At 33.4% G+C, this 24,157-nt stretch carries 22 protein-coding genes and 2 pseudogenes; 5 read left to right on the top strand and 19 right to left on the bottom strand.

The genetic code is table 11. The annotated features are described in order from the left end of the window. Nucleotides 1–5: 5 nt before the first annotated feature. From ACZ76X_RS26415 to ACZ76X_RS26355, 13 genes are all read right to left on the bottom strand, one after another. Nucleotides 6–2,357 carry a polysaccharide lyase 8 family protein gene (locus ACZ76X_RS26415; protein ID WP_479852179.1) on the bottom strand — a complete coding sequence of 784 codons (2,352 nt, stop codon included), beginning with the start codon at nt 2,355–2,357 and terminating at the stop codon, nt 6–8. Between the two features lie 236 nt (nt 2,358–2,593). Further along, a complete protein-coding gene (locus ACZ76X_RS26410; protein WP_479852178.1) occupies nt 2,594–4,369 on the bottom strand; it encodes a glycoside hydrolase family 35 protein in 1,776 nt (591 codons plus the stop codon). Nucleotides 4,370–4,427: 58 nt separating this feature from the next. Further along, nucleotides 4,428–5,594, bottom strand: coding sequence for a glycoside hydrolase family 88 protein (locus ACZ76X_RS26405; protein WP_479852177.1), 1,167 nt, complete (start codon nt 5,592–5,594; stop codon nt 4,428–4,430). Between the two features lie 133 nt (nt 5,595–5,727). Further along, the gene (locus ACZ76X_RS26400) at nt 5,728–6,207 is read right to left on the bottom strand and encodes a PTS sugar transporter subunit IIB (protein WP_479852176.1); all 480 of its coding nucleotides are present in this window, start codon (nt 6,205–6,207) and stop codon (nt 5,728–5,730) included. Between the two features lie 15 nt (nt 6,208–6,222). Continuing rightward, nucleotides 6,223–7,017 carry a PTS system mannose/fructose/sorbose family transporter subunit IID gene (locus ACZ76X_RS26395; protein WP_000041901.1) on the bottom strand — a complete coding sequence of 265 codons (795 nt, stop codon included), beginning with the start codon at nt 7,015–7,017 and terminating at the stop codon, nt 6,223–6,225. Next, on the bottom strand, nt 7,010–7,786 hold the full coding sequence (locus ACZ76X_RS26390; RefSeq protein WP_000255370.1) for a PTS mannose/fructose/sorbose/N-acetylgalactosamine transporter subunit IIC: 777 nt from the start codon (nt 7,784–7,786) through the stop codon (nt 7,010–7,012). Before ACZ76X_RS26390 ends, ACZ76X_RS26395 begins: the two co-directional genes overlap by 8 nt. A 15-nt stretch (nt 7,787–7,801) precedes the next feature. Next, the gene (locus ACZ76X_RS26385) at nt 7,802–8,233 is read right to left on the bottom strand and encodes a PTS sugar transporter subunit IIA (RefSeq protein WP_479852175.1); all 432 of its coding nucleotides are present in this window, start codon (nt 8,231–8,233) and stop codon (nt 7,802–7,804) included. A gap of 218 nt (nt 8,234–8,451) precedes the next feature. After that, nucleotides 8,452–9,228 (bottom strand): 2-dehydro-3-deoxy-D-gluconate 5-dehydrogenase KduD, encoded by a 777-nt coding sequence (gene kduD, locus ACZ76X_RS26380; RefSeq protein ID WP_001052291.1) that lies wholly within the window; start codon nt 9,226–9,228, stop codon nt 8,452–8,454. Nucleotides 9,229–9,259: 31 nt separating this feature from the next. Then, nucleotides 9,260–10,090 (bottom strand): 5-dehydro-4-deoxy-D-glucuronate isomerase, encoded by an 831-nt coding sequence (gene kduI, locus ACZ76X_RS26375; protein WP_086419499.1) that lies wholly within the window; start codon nt 10,088–10,090, stop codon nt 9,260–9,262. Between the two features lie 31 nt (nt 10,091–10,121). Further along, nucleotides 10,122–11,126 (bottom strand): sugar kinase, encoded by a 1,005-nt coding sequence (locus tag ACZ76X_RS26370; RefSeq protein WP_479852174.1) that lies wholly within the window; start codon nt 11,124–11,126, stop codon nt 10,122–10,124. Between the two features lie 2 nt (nt 11,127–11,128). Continuing rightward, nucleotides 11,129–11,779: a bifunctional 4-hydroxy-2-oxoglutarate aldolase/2-dehydro-3-deoxy-phosphogluconate aldolase gene (locus tag ACZ76X_RS26365; protein WP_227900752.1), complete on the bottom strand. Its 651-nt coding sequence runs from the start codon at nt 11,777–11,779 to the stop codon at nt 11,129–11,131. A gap of 294 nt (nt 11,780–12,073) precedes the next feature. Continuing rightward, the gene (locus ACZ76X_RS26360; RefSeq protein ID WP_000159567.1) at nt 12,074–12,856 is read right to left on the bottom strand and encodes an IclR family transcriptional regulator; all 783 of its coding nucleotides are present in this window, start codon (nt 12,854–12,856) and stop codon (nt 12,074–12,076) included. A 309-nt stretch (nt 12,857–13,165) separates the two neighbouring features. Then, on the bottom strand, nt 13,166–13,591 hold the full coding sequence (locus ACZ76X_RS26355; protein ID WP_479852173.1) for a DUF4879 domain-containing protein: 426 nt from the start codon (nt 13,589–13,591) through the stop codon (nt 13,166–13,168). A gap of 912 nt (nt 13,592–14,503) precedes the next feature. Here ACZ76X_RS26355 and ACZ76X_RS26350 point away from each other — a divergent pair. Next, nucleotides 14,504–14,707, top strand: coding sequence for a hypothetical protein (locus tag ACZ76X_RS26350; protein WP_098296196.1), 204 nt, complete (start codon nt 14,504–14,506; stop codon nt 14,705–14,707). A 118-nt stretch (nt 14,708–14,825) separates the two neighbouring features. Here the strand turns inward: ACZ76X_RS26350 and ACZ76X_RS26345 are convergent. The 4 genes and pseudogenes from ACZ76X_RS26345 to ACZ76X_RS26330 all read right to left on the bottom strand — a co-directional run bounded on the left by ACZ76X_RS26345 (nt 14,826) and on the right by ACZ76X_RS26330 (nt 16,879). Further along, nucleotides 14,826–15,450, bottom strand: a pseudogene (locus tag ACZ76X_RS26345) (MerR family transcriptional regulator). Nucleotides 15,451–15,577: 127 nt separating this feature from the next. Then, nucleotides 15,578–15,841, bottom strand: coding sequence for a DUF3937 family protein (locus ACZ76X_RS26340; RefSeq protein ID WP_479852172.1), 264 nt, complete (start codon nt 15,839–15,841; stop codon nt 15,578–15,580). 231 nt (nt 15,842–16,072) lie between these two features. Continuing rightward, nucleotides 16,073–16,354 carry a barstar family protein gene (locus tag ACZ76X_RS26335; protein ID WP_479852171.1) on the bottom strand — a complete coding sequence of 94 codons (282 nt, stop codon included), beginning with the start codon at nt 16,352–16,354 and terminating at the stop codon, nt 16,073–16,075. 258 nt (nt 16,355–16,612) lie between these two features. Further along, complete coding sequence (locus ACZ76X_RS26330; protein WP_479852170.1) at nt 16,613–16,879, bottom strand: hypothetical protein; 267 nt, start codon at nt 16,877–16,879, stop codon at nt 16,613–16,615. Nucleotides 16,880–17,899: 1,020 nt separating this feature from the next. Between ACZ76X_RS26330 and ACZ76X_RS26325 the strand changes: the two are divergent. From ACZ76X_RS26325 to ACZ76X_RS26310, 4 genes and pseudogenes are all read left to right on the top strand, one after another. Further along, nucleotides 17,900–18,215: pseudogene (locus ACZ76X_RS26325) on the top strand (YolD-like family protein). 170 nt (nt 18,216–18,385) lie between these two features. Continuing rightward, entirely contained in the window at nt 18,386–19,876 is a 1,491-nt protein-coding gene (locus ACZ76X_RS26320) for a WXG100 family type VII secretion target (protein ID WP_479852221.1), read from the top strand. A gap of 25 nt (nt 19,877–19,901) precedes the next feature. Continuing rightward, a complete protein-coding gene (locus ACZ76X_RS26315; protein WP_479852169.1) occupies nt 19,902–20,243 on the top strand; it encodes a hypothetical protein in 342 nt (113 codons plus the stop codon). 101 nt (nt 20,244–20,344) lie between these two features. After that, on the top strand, nt 20,345–20,518 hold the full coding sequence (locus tag ACZ76X_RS26310; protein ID WP_479852168.1) for a hypothetical protein: 174 nt from the start codon (nt 20,345–20,347) through the stop codon (nt 20,516–20,518). 388 nt (nt 20,519–20,906) lie between these two features. Here ACZ76X_RS26310 and ACZ76X_RS26305 read toward each other — a convergent pair whose 3' ends face one another. Then, nucleotides 20,907–22,343 (bottom strand): MBL fold metallo-hydrolase, encoded by a 1,437-nt coding sequence (locus tag ACZ76X_RS26305; protein WP_479852167.1) that lies wholly within the window; start codon nt 22,341–22,343, stop codon nt 20,907–20,909. 66 nt (nt 22,344–22,409) lie between these two features. Then, a complete protein-coding gene (locus ACZ76X_RS26300; RefSeq protein WP_479852166.1) occupies nt 22,410–23,609 on the bottom strand; it encodes an NAD(P)/FAD-dependent oxidoreductase in 1,200 nt (399 codons plus the stop codon). Between the last annotated feature and the right edge of the window lie 548 nt (nt 23,610–24,157).

Genomic DNA, 24,157 nt, shown 5'->3' with positions numbered 1-24,157 from the left:
CTTTATTATTCAAAATACACTTGAGAACTTTTCCCACTTTTATCCGAACTATCCATTTCTATTATCCAAGAGTTTGCATCTTCCTTAACAGTTATCTCATCGTCCTTTTCTGCTACCTTGTAACCTATTTTTTTAGGTATAGTAAAGATTACCTTAGCTTGCTCTTTCATTGGATCAGCCATCACTACTTTGACACCATTATCTTTATAATTTATTGCAATTGCTCCCCTAGTTTTAGCCTCTACTTCATTCACCTTCCCTATCTCATAAAAGTTCCCCATCCATATATCATCAGCATCATCATAAATCACTTGTTGCGTTGGTGTATTAGAAAGTATCGAAACATCCATTTCTTTTGCGTAAGTAGATGTCTCTTCTTGATTCTTACCAGGAAGAATTACATACACATACTCACCACCTGAAGGCGACTTTCCATGAGGTATTGATAGTGTTGCGAACATGTTACTTACCTGATCGCTTGATCCCCCTTTATTTACATCAGACCACTTTCCACTTCGCTCTTTCTTTTCAGCATATATATTTTCAGATTGAGGAAACACATAACCAATATCAGACTGATTGTTTTTTCCTTTAAGATGGGCCCAAGAAGCTCCTTGAAATAGGATACCTTGATCAAAAACTACCTCTTTACCCTCCACTTCCAGAAGATTTGAACCATCTTTCTCTAATCTTCTATTCTCAACTATTGTCTCTGTATCAGCATTCTCTTTTGAATTAATCCCTGCAGCCATTGCTACAATTTTATCTTTGAGAAAAAACCAAGATTTTTTTGCTTCTAATGAGCTTCCAGTGACATTCTGCATAGTATAATACATGCTGGCAGAACCAATCTGTCCATCTGAAACGCCTCCTGACCAAGACTTAGGATTATTATAATTTTTCCAATCAATTAAATTCCCTAATTTATGATCTGTTGTTGTGCCAGGAAGTCTTGTCATATCTATAGTTGCCCAATAGTCATTATCGTATTGACCAAGGTCATTGTTATATAAATATAACATCCCCGTTCCCATGTAAAATCCCTTCATATTTTCACCATTTCCATATTCAAAAGAACTGATTTGTTTACCAAATAAACTCAATCCAGCTGCAAAGTCCTTCTTTTGATGGGTCATCTGATTCATTGCGCTTAACATATTATTTGTATCTCTCACACCAAAATCTGGTTTAATTGAACTATCACTCATTAAACGTTGAAATGTTTGCGTTTTATGAATGGATAACCCATTATAATAACTTTCCGAATCGTTATGTTGAAATATAGCTTCTTTTACATAACGTGCATATTTCCCCCGATATGATAAGTCTTGATTTTGTGAACTAATTACAAGTATTTCATACAGAATATTTCTCCCTACAATACTAGAGGAGGAATTTTGTCTAGACATGCCTCGGCCACGCGTCATATCAAATACTTCACCTTGTTTCATAACTGGTAAGTAGGTAGTTTTAATATACGTATATAGTTTTTTAATTCCTTGTACATTCGTTAGTCTGTCTGTTCCACTAAACAATTCATGAATATCAGCACTTCTCGCAAGTAACACTTCCCCATACCCACCCGTATACGGATTATATGTGTGTTGTATAAATGATCCATCTTTATAAAATCCATCGCCATTTTGAACTATTTTATACACATCATTTGTCGCATCTATTCCTAATTGAATTTTATTATTATTATTGTTCAGGATACCTCTCACCATGACTATAAAACTTTTATCTAGTAAATTAGCTCCCGTTTCTTTAATTCCATTTAATCTTTTTGTTGGATCAGGTACAAAACGATCTACTGCCATTATATATTTGCTTAGCTCCACCTCAGTTAAATCATCAAACATTAATACCAAAATGTTATTGTATGACTGTGGTGTCCCAATCTCCCAATCCCACCAATTTCCATACGTATTTTTAATTTTTTCATTATACATTTGATCATAGAAGTATTCTATTGCGTACATAATATCTTTTTGTAATGTATCTTTTTGATAGTATATCGAATTAGGTGTTTGATAAAGTACCGCCATTTTTTCGATATTTTTCACTGTTTCTGTGATTTGTGTAGAATTCTGTTTCCAGTCTGGAAGGTTCTTAAATAAGGAAGGACTTTCATTTTCTTTGTTTAGATTGCTTAACACGTTATCTTGTAAATCCTTTTCTTTATCCCAAACGATATTTTTTAAAATTACATCATTATTTGTAAAAGGTTCACCAACAAGTACCCTTTTCCAATTTGATATCATTTTAGCGCTTTCTTCCGTTTCTGCGACCGCATTTAAACTGAAAGACCCCATAACAAAACTTAAAACAAATATACATAATATTATCCTTTTCATGAAACCGTTCTCCTTTATCACTTTAATAATGAATCATCCATTCATTCCGTGTAAAAAGATTTCATTTCAAATAATACCTCTTCAAAAAGTTTGCACATTACGAAAATTCAGTCTGTGAAGCAGCTAAAACCGGAATAATCTACATAGAATTTTCTAAACTATACGCTTTAGCTAATTCCTTCATCAAAGCTGCCCATTATAACGCTAAGAAATATCAAACAAAATACTAGAAATGTTTATTTTATATCTAAATAAATTGGATTTTCCCTTAAATAAAGTTCTTCCTCATAATTCCCTTCCGTTTCAAAGACAATCAACTTATTCTCTCCCTTGATTAATAAAGGAGCCGGGATATATAAATAACCCGTTGGACCTACATCCCAATACTTTCCTAAATTAAACCCATTCAAAACAACAAATCCTTTTCCCAACTTACTACAGTCTAAAAATGTATCTTTTAATTCTTGTACATTAAATGTGTATTCATAAAAACTAGGCGTATTAGGTTCCCATTGACCGTTGAAATCAATCTCATTAAGACTATCAAATTCAAGTGCATAATGCTCCCAGTTTGATTGTAAATGTATATCAATCATTACACCTGAGGAGATACCTTTTCTTTGCGTTGGAGATAACAATCTTGCCCCATAATTAACACGTCCCATATTTTCTACTAAAATATCCAACGTATTTTCTTCCTTAGTTAAATCCAACGATACCTCTCTACCAATCTCATCTCTATACTGGGTATCTACTAATTGTTCATTAAGGAACAAATGTACACGATCTCTAGCATCTACTACCTTACATTTTTCTATATTTTTTGGTCCTTTTAAAAATGTTCGATATAAAATATAACCATACTGCTGATCCATATCTTCCATTGTTAATGTATAAGAATTTTGTCTCTTCTTCGCTATTTTCTCTAATGTTGAAAATAGTGATACTTTGCGATTCAATTTAATTTCCCCATAACTTGCACGTGGTAAAAAGCGCGGTTCAAATTGGTCTACATCTGAATAAACTTCTTTAATAGCTCTCTGAACAGCATAATATTTTGGCGTTGGCTCTCCCCATTCTGTCAGTAATGCATCATAATCATATGAAGTAATTTGTGGTAAATCCACATTTCCCCTCGATGAACAACCATTCATAAATCCAAAATTAGTACCACCTTGAAACATGTAGAAATTAATACTAGCTCTTTTCAATAGTTCCTTGACTTCTTCTGCTAATTCACTGCTATCACGTCGAATAATTTCCATACCCCACCGATTAAACCAGCCATCCCAAAATTCCATACACATTAATGGCCATTCTTTTTTATTTTCTTTAATGAAACTTTCAAGTGCATTTAAATTTTCATTAGAGCGTGAGCCAAAATTACCCGTTACTAAAACATCGTCATCAATCAGGCTCCCTGATTCTAAAGCCTCTTGCCATGCACCATCTGAAGTAAAAAGTGGAACTGTAACGCCTAAATCTCTCATTAATTTTTTTATACTTCTTACATACTCTTTGTCATTTCCAAATGAACCATATTCATTTTCTACTTGCATCATAATAATTGGTCCACCATTCTCTACTTGTAATGGGGTTACCATTGGTAGGAGAACTTTATAAAAGTTTGCCACTTTATTTAGGAACAAGTTCGTATTACTTCGAACCCTTATATCTTTATACTTTAGTAACCAAGCAGGTAATCCACCGAACTCCCATTCTGCACAAATATAAGGAGTAGGACGTAAAATAACCATTAATCCATATTTTTGAGCCAATTGTACATATTTCACAAGATCTGCTATACCTTCAAAATTAAATACCCCTTCTTTTGGTTCATGCATATTCCACGGAACATACGTCTCTACTGTATTACATCCTAGTGCCTTCAAGTTATAAAGACTATGATTCCAGTATTCTGGAACAATCCTGAAATAATGAAGAGCACCTGATATAATCTTTATAGGCTTACCATCTAGCATAAAATCTTTCCCAATTTCAAATGATTTCATAGTTTATCCCCCAGTATTTCAAATCATGATACCTTAATAACTGTATTTTCATTTATACCTACCAATATGTTGCCCACGTTGGATTAAACATACGATACAACGCTTCCAAGTAAAAATAATCCCCCCATAAATTAGGTTCATCAATTCCTTTTCCTTCTGCGTATGCATAAACACCATGTAGTAAAATCCCTTCATTATCCTCATCATCTTTTATTGTGCACTGTTCCCTAAGTACTTGAATCATTCCACGAGCAATGGATGCAGATCCCTCATACATATTACTTGCTTGAGCTTCGAGTAAACCACATGCGGCAATTGCCATTGCAGAACTATCCAACGGCTGATTATCTTCATCTGTAAAAGTAAGATCCCAATATGGAACCAAACCATTCGATAATTTACTAATAAAATAATTTGTAATGTCTTCATATTGTTTTTGGTCAACATGATTAAGCATATAATTAAACCCCATAGGTAAACCTAAAATGGCCCATGCTTGCCCACGTGCCCAACAGGAAGAATTAGTATATCCTTGATGAGTAGCGCCATACGAAGCTTCACCTGTAACAGGATCAAAATAAAATGTATGATACGTGGATGCATCTTCCCTTATAATCGTTTTCGTTACTTGTTGAAAATGTTGTTCTGCTATATGTTTATAACATTGATCACCTGTCAATTTCGTTGCCATAAACAATAAAGGCAGGTTTAATAATGAGTCAATAATCAAACGGTACTCATCAGGATCATTAAGATTTCCCCAAGCCTGAATAAAATTTCCTTTGTCATGAAAACGACTTATTAGCTTATCAGCAGCTTGAATAATAATTGGGGTAAAAGATTCATCTAATGTCACCTTATAACCAGCAACAACTGATAAACTGTATAAGAATCCTAGGTCATGATGATCTACAACAAAATTCTTATCTAGTCTATCTTTAAAACTTTGAATGTTTTTTAGTGCTATTGATTTAAAAATATCTTTTTTCGAATATTCATAGGCAATCCATAGCATCCCTGTCCAAAATCCATTCGTCCAATCATCATTTCCCTTTATTCTATATTTTCCATTTGTTGCACAGGCAGATGGATAGCTTGTCCCAAAGCGTTCTATGTTCTTTTCTAGCTTTTCACATATCCAATCTAATTCTGCTTTTATACTATTTCTATCTAATGCCTTTCCTTTTTCTTTAAATAGCTCTATATTTTTTAATAGTATAGACATGTTAGTCTCCTCCCCAACAATTCAATCTTTACATCTAAACTCTCTTATTCTTTTAACCTCACTATGTGAAAACATCACTCATTTTTCATAAAACGAGTGATGTTTTTAGTTTTTATTTACCCTTACATATTATTCAATTTAAAAATCCCTCAATACTTGCATCAGATTCTTCTGGAACCATCTGTGCAGTAACTTTTACACCTTGGCTTAATAACTGTTGTACAGCTACTTTTTCACTCTCAGTCATACTAATTGATTTTTTAATTTGAGTTGTTCCTGGACGACTAGACATATTACCAATGTTTACCTCTTTTAATGCTAATCCACCATTCATTAATTGCACTAAAATTTCAGGAGTCTTCACAATTAATAACACTCTTTGCCCTCTATAATTCCCATTTTTCACATTATTAAGGCCTTTTTCAAAGGTTAAAATGGACGTATTAACACCAGCTGGTGCCGCCATTCTTAAAATTGATTTCTCATCATCATTAACTGCGACTTTATCATCGATAATCATAATACGATTTACTCTTAAACCTGTTGCCCATCTTGTTGCAACTTGCCCATGAATAAGTCTATCATCAACTCTTATATGTACGATTCCTTCCATTACTAAACACTCCCCTTAAACGAAAATTTTTAAATTATAAGCAATAATTCCTATAAAAATCAATAAAAAGATAACACGAGTAGAATTCATTTTCTTTCTACCTAATAACCAATATGTTAAAAAGACTACAAGAGCTGGTGCTAAACCAGGCATAATTTGATTAGCAAGATCCTGTAACTTTAAAGTAACTTCCCCTTTAGTAAACTCATAACCAAAAGTGGCCTTAACTACGGAAGGAATCAATGCTCCTACAACGGTGATTCCCAGTATATTTGCGGATTGAGTTATTTTTTTCAAACGATTCCCTAACTCACCAACAAGTTTTGCTCCTTCTTTATAACCTGTCCATACAAAAAATCTCATAAATCCCAATCTGACACATCCAAATAAGATCCATAAAATCAGAGCAATTGGATTTCCCTCTAATGCTAAATAAGACGCAATGGACCCAACAATAGTGGTAGGAATTACAAAGAATAAGGTATCACCAATTCCTGCTAGCGGTCCCATTAATCCAGTTTTAAGCGAAGCTACTGTATCAATAGATTCAATCCCCTTCTCTTTTTCTAAGGCTACATCTAGGCCTAGAATAACGGGAGCTGTAGAGTTATTCGTGTTAAAAAACTGCAATTGATTTATTGCTGCTCTTTTTCTTTCTTCTTCCTCACTATATATGCTTTCTAGCAATGGATAAATGCTATAGTAATAGCCTAGGCCTTGCATTTTTTCATAGTTCCATCCTGTTTGACCGAAGAAATACCAACGCCAGAATACCTTGTTTAAATCTTTATCTACTATATTTTTACTCATCTCCCATTCCTCCATCATCAGTCGCATAATCGCTATCTTTCATAAAGGTTTGGAAATAAATTATTGCCATTGCTAACCCGATTAAAGCAACACCTAATACAGGTACTTTTAAATAAGCCGCTAAGAAGAAACCAATAATCAAAAAGGCGATATTTTGTTTTATAGGTAAGTATTTCAATAGAATTGCAATACCTAATGCAGGAAGCAATCCCCCAGCTACTTGTAAACCACCCATAAGCCACTTTGGAATATTATCTACAATTGCTTGAACAAATTTGGCACCAAATACTAAAGCTAGAAACACAGGTATCATTCTTGATAAGGAAGTTGGGACAATTCCCCATAGATTCATATAGGATGCCTTTTTAAATTTGCCTTCCGCAACTAATTTTTCAGCTTTATGCTGGAAAAAAGTATTCGTAAAACGAGCCAGAACATCTAATTGCACCATTAGTAGTCCAATGGGAATTGCCAGTGTCGCTCCAAATTTAGCATCTTGCCCACTCATAACTGTAAAAGCTGTTCCCAATAACGCACCTGTCATATAATCTGGTATAGAGGCTCCTCCAAAGTTACCTACACCTAAAACCAATAAGTTTAACGTTCCCCCTACAATTAAACCCGTTTGAATGTCCCCTAAAATTAGCCCTGCGAAAAATCCTGCCATTGTTGGCTTTACAAAACCAAACGTTGTATTGTTTCCATCATAAATGGCGAATCCAGAATATAGCGTTATTAAAACAATTTGCCACCATTCAACGCTTACCATTGGCTATTCTCCTCTCTATTCATCTAAAGCATTTACACTCTCAATCTCTATTTCTGGTATATCAATTCCATTTTTCGCACCTTCTATTAATTCTTTTGACAGCTCTTCTAATGATTTTTCTTGATTACAATATATTGCTTCTATTACAATTGGTAAATTTACACCACTGATAATACTAATACGCTGATTCAACTTTAATTTTGATGCCCAAAATACAGCCTGATTAAAAGGTGTTCCCCCCTTAAGGTCAGCAAAAATAAGCAACTTATTCGATTGATTTTCACTCCATCTCTCCAAGAATTCTTGTAGTTGATCACTAAAAGAAGTAATTCCATTCTCTTCAGTTAATTCTAGAGCGTGTAAGTTTTTTTGTTCCCCTAAAATCATTTGTGCAGCTTTCTTCAACCCACTTGCAACACCAGCATGTGAAAGAATCAGTATATCCATAAATAACTTCCCTTCTAATCGACTTGTATTTTTTCAAAGTCAACACTCTCGATAAAGTAATTCTAACCCTTATACTCATCAATATATTCAATTTACCGGCTCTACCCAACATAATGTATGCCCTTTCAAAAAGGTTCACACCTTATGTTCAGATGTTTCTAACAACCAAAGTGTTCTTGAATCGCCCAAAAAATATTTGCTATAGGACTTAAAACTGATTAACGCACTAACCATCCACCATCAACAGCTAGAATATGGCCTGTTACATAATCTGACGCTTTACTTGATAAAAATACAGCCGTACCCATTAAATCGAATGGTACTCCCCATCTTTCAGCTGGGATACGATCTAAAATTTCTTTATTCCGTTGTTCATCCGCACGAATTGGGGCAGTATTAGCTGTTGCTATATAGCCAGGAGCAATTGCGTTTACTTGAATATTATATTTACTTAATTCGTTAGCAAATGCTTTCGTTAATCCTGCCACTCCATGTTTGCTGGCAGTATAAGGCGGTACAAATTTCCCTCCTTGGAAAGATAACATAGAAGCAATATTAATGATTTTTCCACTCTTTTGTTCTGCCATAACACGAGCTACTGCTTGACTCAGTAAATAAACAGTATTCAAGTTAATGCTCATCACGGCATTCCAATCTTCCTTCTTATATTCCAGCAATGGTGCACGACGAATTGTACCTGCATTATTAATTAAAATATCAATTTTCCCGAAATTGTCTAAACAACCTTGCACCACTTTTTCTGCTGCATCATCTTGTGTTAAATCTACTTGAATAAATTCTACTCGTTGTCCACATTCCTCAATCAATTGACGAGTTTCATCCCAATTGTCACCAGATGCTGCAATATATAGATCTGCCCCAGCTTTCGCTAATGCTACTGCATATCCTTGACCTAATCCTGTATTTCCCCCAGTAACAATAGCTACCTTGCCTTTTAAACTAAAGAAATCCATCGAAAATTCATTTAAGTTCATGTTCTAGTCCTCCTTTAATTGTATCAATCTACTATTTCAACTGATCCATCTCAACCATGTCCATATCACTATACGTAATGTTTTCTCCACACATTGCCCAAATAAATGTATAATCACTTGTACCGACACCAGAGTGAATTGACCAACTTGGAGAAATTGTCGCTTGTTCATTTTTCATTACCAAATGTTTAGTTTCATCAGGTTTACCCATAAAATGGAATACTCTTGTATCCGGTTTCATATCAAAATACAAGTAAGTTTCCATGCGTCGCTCATGGGTATGGCAAGGCATTGTATTCCAACTGCTTCCTGGTTCTAAAATGGTATACCCCATCTGTAGTTGACAACTTTCACAAACATTCGGATGAATATATTGATAGATTTTACGCTTATTTAATGTTGCAGAGTCCCCTGTTTCCATAGGTTTTATTTCGTCAATACTTATACGTACATTTCGATATTTATGATGTGCAGGTACTGAAACACAATAGAATTTCGCAGGATTTGACTGATCATCTGACTTAAAGACTACTTCCCTTGTTTCTTTTCCAATATAGTACCCATCTTGTTTTTTCATACTTTCTTCTGTACCATCAATTATGATAGATCCTGGTCCACCAATATTTATAACACCCAATTCACGGCGTTCTAAAAAATAAGAAACTCCCAACTCAGTAGACAACTCTATACTCAAAGGTTTTTCAGTTGGCGTTACTCCCCCAAAAATCATTCGATCATTATGTGTATATGTAAGAATAACTTCTCCCGGTGCAAAGTTTCGTTCTACTAAAAATTCCTGTCTTAGTTGATCTGTAGAATAATGACGAATATCCATTGGGCTATGTGTATAACGTGTTTCCATAATATACATTCTCCTATCATTTTTTAGTATTTTATCTAATAATATTTCCTGATTCATTTCTCATAAACTCTTCTACTTCCAAGATAGAAAACTGATTACAATCACCATGAATCGTATGCTTTAAACTAGATGCTGCGGTAGCAAATGAAACTGTATAATCCGGATCTTTTTCTTCCAATAATCCGTGTAAAATTCCAGCAACAAAAGCATCTCCCCCACCAACACGATCCACAATAGGATTAATGTGGTACACCTTCGAAGTATACAGAAAATGATTTTTCCATAATGTTCCCTGAAGATCATTCGAACTAGCAGAATGAACATCCCTTAATGTAGAGTAAAAGACTTCAATATTAGGATACTTGTTATGCATTTGCTCATAATAATATTCTAAATCTGATTGTTGCGTCTTATTTTCAGGAATCCCTATTAAATAGAGAGCATCCTTTTTCCCTGCAGAACAGTAATCTACATAAGGTAAAATTTTATTCAGTGTTTTCGATGCGCGTTCATAGTTCCATAAATTAGATCGATAATTAATATCAAAACTCACCTTAATTTGACGCTTTTTGGCCTCTTTGATTAATCCTAGAATGAGATCAGTCATTGAATCTGATAAAGCAAGGCTAATTCCCGAAACATGAAATAATGATACATTTTTGAATAAATCATCTATATTCCACTCCACATTTTTCATCTGTGCAAAACTAGAATATGTTCGGTCATACAAAACCAATGAAGCCCTTTTACCTGTACCCCTTTCCAGATAGTACGTTCCTAAACGTAAACCACCTTTCAATAAATTACTGGTATCCACCCCATAATTTTGTAAATGCTGTTGAACAGCTCTACCTAATAAATTTGAAGGTACCTTACTAGCAAAAGAAACTTGGTGGTTAAAATTTGCTAAATTAATTGCTACATTAGCCTCGCTACCACCATAATGCGCTTTAAAAGAATTAGCTTCAGTTATTCTAGTTCCTTCATTAGTGGATAAACGAAGCATAATCTCACCTAGCGTTAAAATTCGCCCCATAATTAGGCACCCTTTCTGATCTCTGCTAACTTATCCACATACTCTCTTGCAAGTTCTGAGACTTTAGCATAATCCCCATTTTGAGCAGGAGCTAGTAAATCTCCTCCCACACCTATAGCTACACATCCACGTTCAAACCATTGATGCATATTCTCAATATTTATCCCACCAGTAGGCATAATATTAACTTGTGGCAGGGGACCCTTCACTGCATTTATAAAGTTTGGATTATACGAACTTCCTGGAAATAACTTTATAATGTCGACTCCTGCTTTTAATGCTGTACTTATTTCCGTAATTGTCATACATCCAGGTAAATATGGAACTTGATAAAGATTACAAATCTCTGCTGTTTCTTTATCAAATGCTGGACTGACAATATACTCAGCTCCAGCCAAAATGGCTATACGTGCCGTTATCGCATCAAGAACAGTCCCTGCACCAATCACCAACTCTTCATAATCACTATGTAGTTCCCTTATTTTACGAACGACCTCTTCAGCTTGTGGTACCGAAAAGGTTACTTCAATACCAGTAATCCCTCCATTAATGACTGCCTCAGTAACTTTAAGAGCCTCATCTTTTGTATGCGCTCTCAAAACAGCAATCACACCACTCTTTTTCAGTTTATTTAATACAGTAACCCTTTTCATAAAGTGCCTCCATTTTTTAGAGCTTAAGCTCTAAATTTCTTATTTGGAAATTAGTTTTCCTGAAAAGAAATTTACAAATAAATTATATGAATTATTTAAAAAGATTACAAGATTTTTTTTTTATATTTAATGAAAATTTTTTGAACATTATTAAATATTTCCCTAACATAGTAATCCGTTATTGAGCCGTAGTTCTTACTACATTTACAAGTCAGTTCCCATTATTTTGCTCCTATAAATAAAAAAGAGCTCTAACAGTGAAAAATCACCATTAAAGCTCCTTAAAATGAATTTCTATATGAACACATGCAATTGTTTAAGTTCATTGAGAATATTTTGTTTAGTTTCTAGTATCAACTGAATCATTTTTTTCTTCAGGTCCTCTGTAACACGATACTTAGGCATACTCACACTAAATGCACCATATGTTTGTCCATTTAAAGTTAACGAAACTCCAATACAATATACTTCTTCTTCATATTCAGCATCATCAATTGCAAAACCAATTTGCTTTATTTCTTTTAAAGTTTCCTTTAAAACATGAGGATCAATTATAGTATTTTCATTAACTGGATTTAATTCTACCCTTGTTAAATAGCTTTCTAAATCTTGTTGAGAGAACTCTGCAAGCACAGCCTTCCCCATTGCCGAACAATACAAAGGAATACTCATTCCAATTCGTGAACTCATACGAATTATCGGTCTCTCTGGCTCTAATTTATTAATATAAAAAATTTTATCTTCTTCTAATATTCCTAAATGAACCGTTTCATCTAAATTACTTTGTAATTTTTGCAAATATGGAAATGTAATTTTAGTAATATCTAAATTCGCAAGATACTGATTTGCATAGTAAATTAAAGAGGTTCCTAAACCAAATCTTTTAGTTTCAGGATATTTTTTTGCATAACCTATTATAACTAACGTTTCTAATATCTTTAATGTTGTTGAACTTGTCATTCCTGTTTCCTGAGCTATCACATTTAAAGGCTGTGGTTTTTTGCTTTCAGATAAAAAATCTAAGATTTTTGCAGCTTTTATTAAAACTGTACCATATGGTTGTTTTTCTTTTGTCATACCGACTCATCCTTTAACAATCATAATAAACGATCTTATTTTTGAAATAAAACGTACCATCTAAAAGAAATTGTACTATAAAACAATTATATAAGAAAGGGAGGTACAGTCCACATTAATCAATTAGAAGGGACGAAAATTAAATACTAGCATGTATTCTGCTTCTTTCAATTTCATTCATCTATTTAGACATTTTCCCCACTAAAGTAAGAGCCCTCCTATTAAGGACGACTCTTATATTTTCTATAAATAAATTCAATTTTATGAACATAATTTTTCATGTTATATCCCTATAACTTTTCAAAATATTTATTTGATATAGATTGAAGTTCGCATTGTATTAAATGGAGCGTTAATAGATGTTTTTTGGTATTCAAATGTTCCTTGCTGATGCCCAGAAGCATCCCATTTATAATACCAACCAACGATTGGTTTTCCGCCAATTATAGTAGAGCCAATACTTTTCACATTAAATCCATTTATTTTCGCAAATGGATTTTGACCATATCCCATTTCCTTCGTAGTAATATATAAGTATTTTCCTCCGTGGTCACGTGTTGTGCTAAAACTGTTTGGATTAATAGTTTCTACTCCGCCCTGTTCAGACTCTACTTGTACGACATTTAGTGAAGTAAGTGGTGCTGCAGGTCCAGCAGAAGCTTCTGTTGCCATTCCAAATCCGACAAACGCAGTTACAGCTAACGATGAAATACCAAGTGCTGCTTTTTTAAACATAAAAACATCCCCTTCCATCTATTGTTTTCTCTTTCATTGCCAATATAATTCTATTACTTCTATAAGTATATAGTTTGAAACTACAGAAATATTAGTGGGAATATTCTATCTTATGTTTCTGCAGTTATATGATCTATTCAGATACACTTCTAACCTATGAACCTAGTTGGTTTTTGTTTTGATTCATCCGTCCATGCCTTAGTATGACCATTATCACTAGAGGCATACCACAGGATGAAGAAAGAAACGAGAGAAAAAATTTTTTGGATGTATTGGATCAGAAAAGGATTGATGATGCAAGATTGCATTTTTTATTTAGATATATTGATGTACAATTAAACAGAACTGCTCAACATTTTTCGTTAAAGATAGTCTTTAAACCTCTAACTACCTAGTGAACTCAAGTAAACGCATCTTAAGTCATTTTAAGAGGTATAAAAAACACCTTATTTGCTATAAGGTGTTTTTTATATTTTGGGTACCGTCACACATCCATCGACTTAAGAATATTATAACACCTCAAACCCAATAAATTGTACATTTCATATAAAGATGTACAATTTATTGGGTTTGGATGTATTTGTATTTCTTAGCTTGAGCGCAATGGAGTACTGCCAGCATTTCAAAAAATACCACGCTAAGAGGATGCATAATTTTATACAATTTTTCGAGTAATCCAGTAACAAAAGAGAAACCTAAAAACGTGCCATAATAGGATTGTATAAAAAAATGCATTGCTCCATAGAACAGAAAAAGGAGATTCCCTTGTGAAAGTAGGATTCCTTCTTTTTCCTCTCTACTGATAATGAGACGTTATGTTAACCAAGTATGTATACAATATACAACCAAAATCAAATAACATATCACCTCTCTTAAATGGTAAAATAGGGAAAAAGATAGGGAGGGGTATAAATGAAATATATTAATGGATTGTACATATCACTTATATTGATGATGTTTATTAATTTACTTAATACTACAATATTTGATAATAAATATTCAGGGATAACAATGTATATTTCTTCCGTTATATTCATAATTGGAAGTGCATTTTTTGGAAGTGCAAAACGGCTTAAAATTAGTGAAAAAAATAAAACAAAAAGTAACTTCCAATAACGAATTTTATGTAAATAAGCTGTCTAAATAGACAGCTTATTTTTTTGTTGCTTAGCTTTTTTTCCGAAATGCTGACGATACCACTTTATGTTAAAAATACAATAATAAATACATCTTACTACAAAGTAGAAATGTATACTTTTCTACTTTCGCGTAGTTTGTTCGAAATCCTATACCAGAACTTCCACCACGGCTTCTTCTTCTCTTTAGATGCAACAACCTCATCGCGAAACTCCTGCATCTTACGTAGTGTCTTCATCAGCGTCTCATCTCGCGCTTCCAATCGTTTTTCCACTCGTTCATTATGCGCTTCTACACTCGCTTTGATTTCTTCGTTACTCTGCTTCGCCTGGTCACTTAATCGCTTCTCCATTGCCAACATACCCTGTTTCATTTCTTGCGCCCATAACGCCGTACTGCTGCTGGAGTTGTTCTTGAATGTGGAATGGTATTAGATCTGTTTCCTTTGGTTCTTCTTTAATCAGATTCGGATTAACCTTTTCTATTTTCTGCGCTATCATCTTCGCTGTCTTCTCTAGCGTCATACCGTCATGCTTACTCAGCTCAATTAACTTCTCAATCACCATAATGTCATTATCTGTGTATTGGCGTCTGCCGCAATTATCTTTCTTTACTGCGAATCCTTCGCGTTGCAAAACTTCCATGTACTTTCTAAGGGTGCTATCGGATATTTCTAGTCGTTTATATACTTCACTAGCGGAATAAACAATTTCGTCCGTCATAACGTTACAACACCTCCTAGTGAGAGTATTCCATGATGGTTAGCAAATTCCTGCATATAAAAAAAGCCCTGATTAGGGCTTTTTACAAGACGACTGTCATGTAATTGTTAATTGAAGAAAGATGTAATTAGATTGATGCGTCTTTTTTGGATGTCTCCTTTGTGAAATCATACAAAGCGACTGCCCCCAAAAGAACAAGTATACCTCGAGGAACATCTATCAGAATAGTTTTCCAAATTTCTGGAACTACCCATTTAATATCTGCTGCATTTTCAAGATAAGCTTGAAAATAACCGATTGTAAAATTAATCAAACCTAAAAATACAAATAACGTAAGGCCAACTCGAATCAATTTCTTATTTGTAAACATATAACACCTCTCAAAATTCATAGAATATTTCTGATTTCAGTCATTACATACAAAAATCTATATATTTAATTTTATTATACAAAAAAACCTATATAAATACAATGATGTTCATATTGTCTTGACAGTATTCCATGATTGCAGAGAAATTCCTGCATATAAAGAATCCCTATTTAGGGATTCTTTTTCTATATTAAGATTCTTAATCACATCGAAAATATTTCCTGTTATTTAATTAAATAAGAATTCACTTTTCTATTCAGGATCCTTTCTATCCTCTTCATTATAATCAAGAAGACAATCTTTCATTATTTTTGTATCTATCGGTAACCTTTTTTCTAACTTTGACCATCCTTCGAAGATCATTTTGTTTGGCAAAGGAAACACAAACCCTGTAATACAATCCCAAAAGGCATCCCAATTTTCCCCGTAAAAATCAGGAAACTCAAGCTTCTCTTTAAGAAGTAAATGCAATTCTTTTGCACTATAAATGTTGCTTACATCTATGACCATAATTGATTCCCGTTCATTACTCAATTTATAAACCCCATTAACACATTAAGCTTATATTTCATCACTATTTCACAATATATCACTTATTCCTAGTCGTTTATATACTTCACTAGCTGAGTAAACAATTTTGTCCGTCATAACGTTATGACACCTCCTAGTGAGAGTATTCCATGATGGTTAGCAAATTCCTGCATATAAAAAAGCCCTATGCACACAGGACTTTTTTATAACCTCACCAGTAACAAAATAAACATTTTTTGTTCCGTATATATTTATCTTCCCTCAAGAAGTGCTCGTTCTTTTTTTCATTCTGAAAGCACTCTTTCTTATTCGTTCTAAATGTGCTTTCTTTTGTTCTTCATATCTTAATGTTACACAAGTCATTACTACGGAGAATAAAAAAGCTACATACGCTACTATAACTGCCGTAAAATAAATATAATCAATTAATATTATGTTATTATAATCAACAAATAAGAATGCAGGTATCAAAATAATTATTAGCGATTTATAACTCTCAGAAAATACTTTTTTAAAAGCACGAATCACTCATCGCACCTCCCTTTTATTCTCTTATTATACAGTTTTTATAATCATTTTTATATCGTTTTATATTACTTTAGCAATTTCCATAAGCAATCGCTTAAACAATGGGATATGAAACTGCTTTAAATTTCATCTTGTATGAACTTTGTTAGTTGTTTTTTGTTTCAAAATTAAAGATTATGCTTCTCCTTTATATAAAGGGTTATTATATTAAGTAACATTAAGAATAAAGTTATCCCTGTAAAAATAATGTAGATATAGCTCCCAGTACCTAGATTGTTATAATCAAGGGTTGTTAAAATAAAAATTAGAAATAAAGCAAATGGTATATTATTCCAAATAAATTTTTTCATAATAATTACGAATATGTTATAATCTTAGGTAATAGGAGAGGTTTTCCTCCCCTTGTGGTTATTCTGAGTTGTTATCTTGGTGGGTGCGACTCTTATGTATTTCTTGTTTAACCTTGAAATATATATCTAAGGTGTTTTTAATCCATCCTGATAGTTGATTAAGAGCGCCGAGGACGGCTACAATAGCTAGCCCAATAAAGGTATCACATCCTTGTGGTATCTTTATTTTTCACCCATAGCTGACTTGAGTCAATAAAAAGATATAGCTTTTTAAAATTAGTTAAAAGGATACAAATAAAAGCGTTGGAACATGTCTCACCGCCTAAAATATTAGAATTCTTCTAACAGCTAAGAATGCTATAAAATAAAACGACTCTCTTCTCTTTAACCTTGAATCAATTATCAGCACCTAAGACTATCCGCACATTCATATTTTCACCTCTTTCTTTTCTCTTAATATACGATTTTTCACGTTAATTTAGATATCATTCTATATCGATTTAGCTATTTTAACAAGCAACCTCGTAAATAACAGAATCATTTGAACCACTATATAGCCGATCCCTGCTCTTGAAATTAAGCTAAATCCCCGTTCCTGGCTACCAACTATAATGGATAAACCGCCGCATAACGCTATAACGGATATGATAGAATCAGCAGTTAAAAAAGCCTGCAAATAAAAAAAGAATCTGTCTCATTTGCAGCGATACCAGAGCAATTCGCTGGTATCCGTGAAATCGTTAAAGAAAAGACGAAGGTAGAACGGCCTACATTAACCCAAGATGAACAAGAACTTATTGAGTATGCTATTATGTTCATTACTTTCGGAAAAAGAGATATTAATTACATATTACGAAGGCGGTTTTTTACTTACTAACTATATGACTGTCGTGGATATTGATCCGCTGAATAAATCTATAATTTGTACGGATGCATTTTATAATAATATGACTTTGAAGTTTATTGATATTATTGATGCAAAATAAAAAAACGCTCACAATCGTGACTCTTATTGTTACTTTACATACACATAAGCTTTATTTACAATTAAGCAGATTTTATTTTACATAAATATTATTATACTAATCTAAAGTTTCCGTATTTACATTTTTTTCTTTTTATCTCATAATCTTAATTGGGGAAAGGGAGGAAAGAAATGGTTCAAATCAAAGTAACACCTGAAATGCTAGAAGAATTTGCTAATCGTGCAAATAATACCAGAATTGCATTAGAAACTATACATAATAATCTATGTAATGAAATAGATCATTTGTGTTTTCAATGGATTGGTGCCTCTAATCAACAATTCGTTCAAATGTTCAATGATGCGAGACCAAAAGCTTTTACAGCTATCAATTCAATTATACAAGTGGAAGAAGATTTGAAACGAATTGCCGAAAAATTCCGTACCGCAGATGCTTCATATGATGGAAATCTTGAAGAAGGAGCAATGTGTGGTAAGTTAAATAGTGAGAAAAATGATGGGTCTTTACGTGACAAGGTTTGGCATGGATTCAAGGAAACTTATGAGGATCTTAGTAAAGTAAAAAATTCCGATGAGTCTTTATATGATAAATTTAAACATGGTATCGATGCAGCGTATAAAGATGTGAATAAAATAAAAGACGCTATAGATGATGAAATTGCATCTGCTTTTGAAAAAGCTGGCTTAGGTGTCCCCTATCACTTTAAAAAGGGAGTGGGGGACGCTATAGGTGATGAATTATTAGGACTTGCAGATGCAGTTATCCATCCAATTGATACATTTAATAACACGATTGAAGCCGTTTCTCACCCAGTCGAGACGTTCAATGCGATAAAACAAACAATTTCTGATTCTTGGAATCGTGATGTTACCAATGGTGACTCGTATAGTGGTGCAGAATGGTATGGAAGCGCGGCTGCTCATACTATATTGGCTGCTGGACAACTATTCATAGGAACAAAAGGCGTGGATAAAATTGCAATGTTGAACCCTGGCACAAAATTAGCTGAGATTTCACGAACTGCTAATCAAAGCTTGCAAGACGCTGCATCCTTATTCAATCGTAATCGTAATGAGTTTGCTTTAGCTGGTGGAAATAATATACGCTCTGCATTTGATACACCTGATTTTAGACAAGCTGAAGAAAAACTATCGACCCATCAGTTTGCTAAAGACGAGGCCGGTTCTAGCGGAAATAATCCTGTTAATGAAAGTCATACTTCATCACTCTCTACTAGCGAAATCATATCTAGTTTACAAGAAACTGAGAATTTCCGGTCAAATTCACTTAAACATATCCTTGAAGGGGAAATAAACCGTAGAGGCGAAGCAACAGGATACCACTCAGAGTTCTTAGAGAATACTCACGGAAGAATAATTCCCGGCACAGATCGTAGAATTAATGATTACGGGGCATACAAAGCCCAAGTGGAAGTGAACGGGATTCCTAAGGCGGCGAATGGTGGCTATTCTACTTTTTTCCCTAAAGATTGGCATCCACAACAAATCGTAGACAATATAAATGAGGCATACAGCAATAAAATCCACATGGGTGGTAATACTAATATCTATGATGGAGTAGGGATAGACGGCCTACCTATTCGTTTGTTTTTAGATGGTAATGGTAAAATTATTTCTGCATTTCCAAGACAAGGTCGATAATTTAATTATTAAGGGAGAAAATAATATGGATTACAAATTTGAGTTACTTAGTACAGGTAGTTTAGTTATTAGACTACCTGAGGAATTCGATATTTTAGAAGCTTTTTTAAATGTAGAGGTATCTGAATTCGGTGATTGGATAGCAGAAACTGTAGATAAAGTTTTAAATGAAAAAAGTGATTATGAAAAAATAAGTGCGAATATTTTTGGGGCAGATGTTCGAAGAGATAAAACTGTTATATTTAATAAGTATGATGAAGATGAAATCGAAATCCCTCTTGAAATAGAAACTATTACATTAAAAAATCTAATAGATATTTGGTTAAATGAACATACAAAATTGAAAACCGAAAAAAATAACAAGTAAATAGTGTTACATACAGCACGAAAAAGGCCACCTGTAAATGATGGGTGGCCTTTTGTGTATTCGTTAAAACTTATGTCTTAATAAGACACGATGTAGGAATTATGAAAGAGAAACGGCCTAAAAATATGATTTATATTAGACCTGGTTTACGCATTCATGGATTTACAGGCATATTGGTACACTTAAAATATCCTGTAGCATCAGAAACGTTGTATTCGTTTGATTTAGGTTTTCATGACGCTGAAGAATTTGAAGAGACCCACCAACGGGAATAGGTGGGTCATTAGGGTACTACTATCTCATTGCACAAAAGGGACTTTGTATTAACATAATAGCATATTCTTAAACTTCTTATATTGAGAAAAAAGAAAAGACACCCTAAGGTGCCTTCCTCCGACTTGAACCACTTTAATTTTAATAATATGTATTGGACTCCCATCCAAATATTATTTTACCACGTTAAGTAATGTTGTGCATTGAGAAATACAGTACATCCCTTTATTTAAACGCAAAAAGCCCTAGGGGGACTAGGACTTTTTGACAGAATGAAAATGATACAAAAAAGGACTTTTATAACGTAACATATGAATGTTTCATAAATGTATCGTAAAAGTGAACAAATTCTATATTTTATCAATGTTTTATTTAATACGAGTCTATTCCCTACGCATTGAGATTAGAAGTTGCGTAAGGAAGCTCTTCTTCTTTCCATGCAAGAAATCCTCCCTTTAAATTCACTACTTCCTTTATACCAGCTCTTTGTAAAATACTAGCTGCTATAGCGGAACGCAATCCGGTTCGACATTGTAAAACGATTGGGCAATCTTTTGGTATGCAATCTAGCTGCTTAAATAGATTTCCTAAAGGGATGTGTATTGCATCATGAAGATGTCCTTCCTCCCACTCCTTTTTACTTCGTACATCGATAACCTTAACTTTTCCATCTTTTATATGCGGATATAATTCAATTGATGTTTTTTCTTTGTAATTTTCAAATTTATCAAGTCTTTGTATTACCTTTAAAGGTACAAAAGCAATAATATTGTCTAGCCCAATAGATTCAAAGTCTCTAATAACCTCCTCCACTCTAACCTTTTCCTCATCTAGTATGATTAAAGTTTCTGTTTTATAATCTAGTAACCATCCACACCAAGTTGTAAAAGAATTGTTATACGGTATGTTAATAGATTTCTCAATGTGACCAGAAGCAAAACTCTCTACATTCCTTATATCAACTATTTGCTGAACGCTCCTCATCACTTCTTGAAGTTCTTCTACTGTTTTAATAGCAAAAACTTCCCTCTTCTTTCGAATTGGAGGACCATACTTATTTAAATTCTTCATTAATGAAAAATACTTTGGAGGCTCTGGCTGTCCCGTCAATACAGTCGATACAAACTCACCTTCTTCATTACACTGAAATGCCCAATTAAACATCTTTTCATAACCTAATGTAGAAGTTGGAATTGCTCCTAATGCTTTTCCACATGCGCTTCCTGCACCATGAGATGGCCATATTTGCAAATAATCAGGAAGTATTTTTATTTTTTGTATAGAATCAAATAATTGTTTCGCTCCTATTTTTGCAGTATCTTTCATACCTACAGCGGTTTCTAATAAGTCCGGCCTTCCTATATCTCCTACAAAAATAAAATCACCTGTGAATATTCCCATCGGCTTATCATTCGTATAATTATTTTGACTTGTATCAGTTACTAAAAAAGAAATACTTTCAGGCGTATGCCCTGGTGTGTGCATTACATTAAATTTTATATGACCTACTTTAAACTCTGAGCCCTCTCTAACTAATTTGTATCGACCTTCGTTAAGATATTGATATTTCCAATCACAATCCCCTTCATCAGATACATATAAATTGGCATGATAAAGATTAGAAAGTTCTCTAGACCCAGAAAGAAAATCTGCATGAATGTGAGTTTCAGCCGCAGCAATTACTTCCATCCCCTCTTTCTTAGCAAATTCTACATATTGTTCTATATAGCGACTTGGATCAATTACAATTGCTACGCCCTCCTTCTGACAACCAACTAAATAAGAAGCATGTGCTAATTTTTCATCATAAAAATATTTTAAAAGCATAGCTATTCCCTCCAAATAGTTAATTTAAAATGTTTTTCCATTTTTCTAGCTGCTTTCTCTCTTCCCTTATAGAATCCCTTTTAACATAAAGTTCCAATACATATAGGGCAACATATATCTTTTAAGTAAAAACATACTATACCGTTCTTTCGCTTGATTGAACGGAAACGTTTCTTGAGGCTCATGTTCATAGTTGAATTCAGCGAGTATAAGACTTTTATAACCTGTAACAATGGGGCACGATGTATATCCATCATATTTAGCATGCAAGTCTCTTCCGTTAAGTACGTCCATAATATTTTGTTTTAAGACAGGTATTTGTTTTCGAATTGCCGCTCCAGTTTTAGAGGTTGGTAAATTGGTACAATCTCCAAGTCCGAAAATATTCTTATACTGTACATGTTGTAAAGTATAAGGGTTTATATCTACCCAGCCCTGAGAATCACTTATTTCACTCTCTTTAATAAAATTAGGTGGCCCCATAGGTGGAACAACATGGATCATACTATACGGTACTGTCTCTCTTTTCAGTGTTTGCGTATCTTCAAAAATTGCCTCTTTCTTCTCAGCAATAATTTCTACTAAGTTTTTATTATAATTTGTTATTATTTGCTTTCTTTCTAGTACTTTTTCTAATGTATTAGCATATCGTGGAACCTGAAATATGTTAGCGTTCGCCGTATAAAACATTACTTCACTTTTGTTTCTTACACCGCTATTAGAAAAATACTCTTCTGCTAAATACATAATCTTTTGTGGAGCACCGCCGCATTTAATAGGAGTATTGGGGTGGGTAAAAATTGCATTTCCTCCTTTAAATTTTTCAATTTCTCCCCAAGTAGAATCAACATATTTATAAGAGTAATTGCTACAAACCCCATTAGTCCCAATAGACTCCTTTAAGCCTTTAATGCTGTCCCAATTTATTTGTATACCCGCTGCTACAATAAGAATTTCATACTCAAGCAGCAGTCCATCATCTAAAACTAGCTTATTTTCATCCGGAAACAACTTAACAACACCTTTAGGGATCCATGTTGCACCTTTTGGAATAAGCAATTCTTGATCACGTATCGTACTTTCCTTTGATACAATTCCTCCTCCTACTAAACTCCATAGTGGTTGAAAGTAATGTTTTTTTGATGGATCAATAATTGCAATACTTTCTTTCATTAGGGGTACATTTCGTAACAAATGTGCAGTAGAAGATATTCCAGCAGTCCCAGCACCAATTACAACAATTTTATAACTATCTCTGGTCTTCATGATTCTCTTCCTATCTAAAATTGATTTTTAAAATAACTAATTAGTAGCCATATTTTCATCGTAGTAACATTATTATAAGTTAAAAACACCATGTATTTATTTGATTAAAATGAAAATTTTGTTAATTTAACTGTCAATCTTACTTTTATACCAGTTTCTCTCTACGCTCAAAGCTATCTTTATCTTCTTTTTCAAAGAATACTTCCTTACTTGTAATTGGAATTTAAAGGTTCGAATAGTTTTTCTTAAATGTACAAATTTACTTAATTGGATAGAGGAATTGTTATTTAAATACGGGAGGTTTTTATAACGCGCTAGGTTTTTATGTGAAAAAATTACTAATTACATGGAAATTAACTTCGACTTATATTCAATTGAGTGAAATTATTGAGGTTACCAAAGATAATTTATGCTTATGTTGAAAAAGGAGAAGTATATCTTATTAGTAAAGTAAAATTATCTATTATTTTCAATGAAATAGCCCTTTTAAATTTAATAAATGCATAAATATTACTGTACTGATTAATTTTAAAAATAACCAGCTTTGG

It is taken from the genome of Bacillus sp. BC05(2025), from assembly GCF_056725905.1.
This window is presented reverse-complemented; position numbering and strand designations above follow the sequence as displayed.